The organism is Pseudoclavibacter sp. RFBA6 (assembly GCF_002931575.1).
GTDB lineage: Bacteria > Actinomycetota > Actinomycetes > Actinomycetales > Microbacteriaceae > Pseudoclavibacter > Pseudoclavibacter terrae.
In genome coordinates this window covers 1-5,545 of record NZ_PSUA01000020.1, presented here as the reverse complement: position 1 = coordinate 5,545, position 5,545 = coordinate 1, and the positions used below count along the sequence as shown (strand labels likewise).

The 5,545-nt window shown below is 54.0% G+C and carries 3 rRNA genes; all 3 read right to left on the bottom strand.

Annotation, left to right across the window (positions count from 1 at the left end):
* Window positions 1-69 precede the first annotated feature (69 nt).
* Window positions 70-186, bottom strand: a 5S ribosomal RNA gene (gene rrf / locus C5C17_RS18280).
* Between the two features lie 130 nt (window positions 187-316).
* A 23S ribosomal RNA gene (locus tag C5C17_RS18275) occupies window positions 317-3,430 on the bottom strand.
* A 443-nt stretch (window positions 3,431-3,873) separates the two neighbouring features.
* A 16S ribosomal RNA gene (locus C5C17_RS18270) occupies window positions 3,874-5,393 on the bottom strand.
* Together the 16S, 23S and 5S rRNA genes form the textbook arrangement of a ribosomal RNA operon.
* Window positions 5,394-5,545 lie beyond the last annotated feature (152 nt).

Genomic DNA, 5,545 nt, shown 5'->3' with positions numbered 1-5,545 from the left:
AAAAAAGCCGGGGTTGGGAGGCGAGGAGCATCTCTGCTCACTCACCAACCAACCCCGGCTCATGAAGAAGTCCGGCGGTGACCTACTCTCCCACAGGGTCCCCCCTGCAGTACCATCGGCGCTGAGAGTCTTAGCTTCCGGGTTCGGAATGTAACCGGGCGTTTCCCTCTCGCTATGACCGCCGAAACACTATGGACAAACCATCATGTTTCGAACCACACACCACACCCCTACAGGTGTGACACGTGGTCGATTCTCGATCGTCTATCGAGAACCACAAAGTGGACGCGAACAGCAACAACATTCATGTGCATGTTTTATCAAATCATCAGCTTATTAGTACCGGTCAGCTCCACACATTTCTGTGCTTCCACATCCGGCCTATCAACCCAGTCGTCTACTGGGAGCTTCTCCCCCGAAGGGATGGAAATCTCATCTTGAAGCCGGCTTCCCGCTTAGATGCTTTCAGCGGTTATCCGTTCCGAACGTAGCCAATCAGCGGTGCTCCTGGCGGAACAACTGACACACCAGAGGTTCGTCCATCTCGGTCCTCTCGTACTAAAGATAGATCTTCTCAAATTTCCTACGCGCGCAGCGGATAGAGACCGAACTGTCTCACGACGTTCTGAACCCAGCTCGCGTGCCGCTTTAATGGGCGAACAGCCCAACCCTTGGGACCTACTCCAGCCCCAGGATGCGACGAGCCGACATCGAGGTGCCAAACCATGCCGTCGATATGGACTCTTGGGCAAGATCAGCCTGTTATCCCCGAGGTACCTTTTATCCGTTGAGCGACAGCGCTTCCACAAGCCACTGCCGGATCACTAGTCCCGACTTTCGTCCCTGCTCGACTTGTCAGTCTCACAGTCAAGCTCCCTTGTGCACTTACACTCGCCACCTGATTGCCAACCAGGTTGAGGGAACCTTTGGGCGCCTCCGTTACTCTTTAGGAGGCAACCGCCCCAGTTAAACTACCCACCAGGCACTGTCCCTGAACCGGATTACGGTTCGAAGTTAGATATCCAGAATGACCAGAGTGGTATTTCAACAACGACTCCACGAACACTAGCGTGCCCGCTTCACAGTCTCCCACCTATCCTACACAAGCCACACCGAACACCAATACCAAGCTGTAGTAAAGGTCACGGGGTCTTTTCGTCCTGCTGCGCGTAACGAGCATCTTTACTCGTAATGCAATTTCGCCGAGTTCGCGGTTGAGACAGCTGGGAAGTCGTTACGCCATTCGTGCAGGTCGGAACTTACCCGACAAGGAATTTCGCTACCTTAGGATGGTTATAGTTACCACCGCCGTTTACTGGGGCTTAAATTCAGAGCTTCGCCGAAGCTAACCCTTCCTCTTAACCTTCCAGCACCGGGCAGGCGTCAGTCCGTATACATCGTCTTGCGACTTCGCACGGACCTGTGTTTTTGATAAACAGTCGCTTCCCACTGGTCTCTGCGGCCATCAATGCGCTTTCAGGAGTAAATCCCTATACGCCTCAGGCCCCCCTTCTCCCGAAGTTACGGGGGCATTTTGCCGAGTTCCTTAACCACGATTCTCTCGATCTCCTTGGTATTCTCTACCTGATCACCTGTGTCGGTTTGGGGTACGGGCGACTAAAACCTCGCGTCGATGCTTTTCTTGGCAGCAGAGGATCACCGACTACCTCACAATAGTGAGTTCCGCGTCAGATCTCAGGCTTCACGAGTGACGGATTTGCCTATCACTCACCCTACATCCTTGCCCGGATTCAACCAATCACCCGGTTCGGCTACCTTTCTGCGTCACACCTGTTAATACGCTAACCGCACCAGAACGGGGTCGAGCGCTAGGCTTCCCACCCACCCGAAGGCAGACGAGAAGATTCGGACTCTTAGCACTACTGGATTAGCTTGGGCGGTTTTTCGCCGGCCACGGGAATATCAACCCGTTGTCCATCGACTACGCCTGTCGGCCTCGCCTTAGGTCCCGGCTTACCCAGGGAAGATTAGCTTGACCCTGGAACCCTTGATCATTCGGAGGACGGGTTTCTCACCCGTCTTTCGCTACTCATGCCTGCATTCTCACTCGTGTAGCGTCCACGGCTGGTTTCCACCGCCGCTTCACTCGCCACACGACGCTCTCCTACCCATCCACACGACTGGACCACGAAGGCCTGTCTATACATATGAATGCCACAACTTCGGTGGCGTGCTTGAGCCCCGTTACATTGTCGGCGCGGAATCACTTGACCAGTGAGCTATTACGCACTCTTTCAAGGGTGGCTGCTTCTAAGCCAACCTCCTGGTTGTCTGTGCAACTCCACATCCTTTTCCACTTAGCACGCGCTTTGGGACCTTAGTTGGTGGTCTGGGTTGTTTCCCTCTCGACTATGAAGCTTATCCCCCACAGTCTCACTGCTGCGCTCTCACTTACCGGCATTCGGAGTTTGGCTGACGTCAGTAAGCTTTTGGGCCCCATCGGCCATCCAGTAGCTCTACCTCCGGTAAGAAACACGCAACGCTGCACCTAAATGCATTTCGGAGAGAACCAGCTATCACGAAGTTTGATTGGCCTTTCACCCCTAACCACAGCTCATCCCCCCAGTTTTCAACCTAGGTGGGTTCGGTCCTCCACGAAGTCTTACCTTCGCTTCAACCTGGCCATGGATAGATCACTTCGCTTCGGGTCTAGGACATGCGACTGAATCGCCCTATTCAGACTCGCTTTCGCTACGGCTGCCCCACACGGGTTAACCTCGCCACATATCACTAACTCGCAGGCTCATTCTTCAAAAGGCACGCCGTCACAGCTACAAGGCTGCTCCGACGGATTGTAAGCAAACGGTTTCAGGTACTATTTCACTCCCCTCCCGGGGTACTTTTCACCTTTCCCTCACGGTACTTGTCCGCTATCGGTCATCTGGGAGTATTTAGGCTTATCAGGTGGTCCTGACAGATTCACACGGGATTTCTCGGGCCCCGTGCTACTTGGGATACTCTTCAACGTCAATACACGCATTTCGACTACGGGACTCGCACCCCCTCTGGTCAGCCATTCAAAGCTGTTCGTCTATACGCTACTGTCACGCCCACTGCCTGGTAGAGCAGCATGAAAAGTCCCACAACCCCGACCGTGCAACCCCTACCAGGTATCACACACGACCGGTTTAGCCTGATCCGCGTTCGCTCGCCACTACTAACGGAATCACTGTTGTTTTCTCTTCCTGTGGGTACTGAGATGTTTCACTTCCCCACGTTCCCTCTACCCGCCCTATATATTCAGGCGGGAGTCACCAGGTCACCACAAGGGGCCTGGCGGGGTTTCCCCATTCGGAAATCCTCGGATCAAAGTTCGATTATCAACTCCCCGAGGCTTATCGCAGATTTCTACGTCCTTCTTCGGCTCCAGATGCCAAGGCATCCACCGTTTGCTCTTAAAGATTTGATTTACACATGAGTAGCCAATCATTTCATTCTCAGAAACTCTTGACTAAAATTGCTGAACACCACAAACCCAACCATCCGAAGACGATCAACATTTGCGGCATTCAAGATGCTCGCGTCCACTGTGTAGTTCTCAACATACGATCGGTACCAACCCCCACCGACACAAAGCCGGCGAACGAAGGCCCAAGAGTCCGATCCACCACCACCCCAACTCCCCGAAAGAAGCCGCGAGCAGCAGCAGGCCCGGTCCCTCAGGACCCAACAGCGTGCACACCAGCACTCACCATCACCCACACGTTTCCAACCCCGAAAGGCGTACTCCGCACGAACAACAACAAGCACCGAATAGTCAAATGTTCCACCCATGAGCGCCACCGGTCGACATTCGCGACCGAAATGACTTCAGCTCCACACCCAAACGAGTGCGTGCTAAGTGCTCCTTAGAAAGGAGGTGATCCAGCCGCACCTTCCGGTACGGCTACCTTGTTACGACTTAGTCCTAATTACCGATCCCACCTTCGACGGCTCCCTCCAAAAGGTTAGGCCACCGGCTTCGGGTGTTACCGACTTTCATGACTTGACGGGCGGTGTGTACAAGGCCCGGGAACGTATTCACCGCAGCGTTGCTGATCTGCGATTACTAGCGACTCCGACTTCATGGGGTCGAGTTGCAGACCCCAATCCGAACTGAGACTGGCTTTTTGGGATTCGCTCCACCTCGCGGTATTGCAGCCCATTGTACCAGCCATTGTAGCATGCGTGAAGCCCAAGACATAAGGGGCATGATGATTTGACGTCATCCCCACCTTCCTCCGAGTTGACCCCGGCAGTCTCATATGAGTTCCCACCATTACGTGCTGGCAACATACGACGAGGGTTGCGCTCGTTGCGGGACTTAACCCAACATCTCACGACACGAGCTGACGACAACCATGCACCACCTGTATACCGACCTTGCGGGGCGAACATTTCTGAACGTTTCCGGTATATGTCAAGCCTTGGTAAGGTTCTTCGCGTTGCATCGAATTAATCCGCATGCTCCGCCGCTTGTGCGGGCCCCCGTCAATTCCTTTGAGTTTTAGCCTTGCGGCCGTACTCCCCAGGCGGGGCGCTTAATGCGTTAGCTACGACACGGAAACCGTGGAATGGTCCCCACATCTAGCGCCCAACGTTTACGGCATGGACTACCAGGGTATCTAATCCTGTTCGCTCCCCATGCTTTCGCTCCTCAGCGTCAGTAATGGCCCAGAGATCTGCCTTCGCCATCGGTGTTCCTCCTGATATCTGCGCATTCCACCGCTACACCAGGAATTCCAATCTCCCCTACCACACTCTAGTCTGCCCGTACCCACTGCAGACCCGAGGTTGAGCCTCGGGATTTCACAGCAGACGCGACAAACCGCCTACGAGCTCTTTACGCCCAATAATTCCGGACAACGCTTGCACCCTACGTATTACCGCGGCTGCTGGCACGTAGTTAGCCGGTGCTTTTTCTGCAGGTACCGTCACTTTCGCTTCTTCCCTACTAAAAGAGGTTTACAACCCGAAGGCCGTCATCCCTCACGCGGCGTTGCTGCATCAGGCTTTCGCCCATTGTGCAATATTCCCCACTGCTGCCTCCCGTAGGAGTCTGGGCCGTGTCTCAGTCCCAGTGTGGCCGGTCACCCTCTCAGGCCGGCTACCCGTCGTCGCCTTGGTGAGCCATTACCTCACCAACAAGCTGATAGGCCGTGAGCCGATCCATAACCAAAAAATCTTTCCAAACACAGACCATGCGATCGTGTTAGATATCCAGTATTAGCCACCGTTTCCGGAGGTTATCCCAGAGTTATGGGCACGTTGCTCACGTGTTACTCACCCGTTCGCCACTAATCCACCCAGCAAGCTGGGCTTCATCGTTCGACTTGCATGTGTTAAGCACGCCGCCAGCGTTCGTCCTGAGCCAGGATCAAACTCTCCGTAAATGAATAACAACCAAACAACCCAAAAGCTGCCTGATAAACATCACGCCACCACACCGAAGTGCGATGACAAGTTTGAAACTGACAAAAAACAAAACAACACCAAACCCGAAGGCTCAGTACTGACTTGTATTGTCCAAATATGTTTCCAAAAG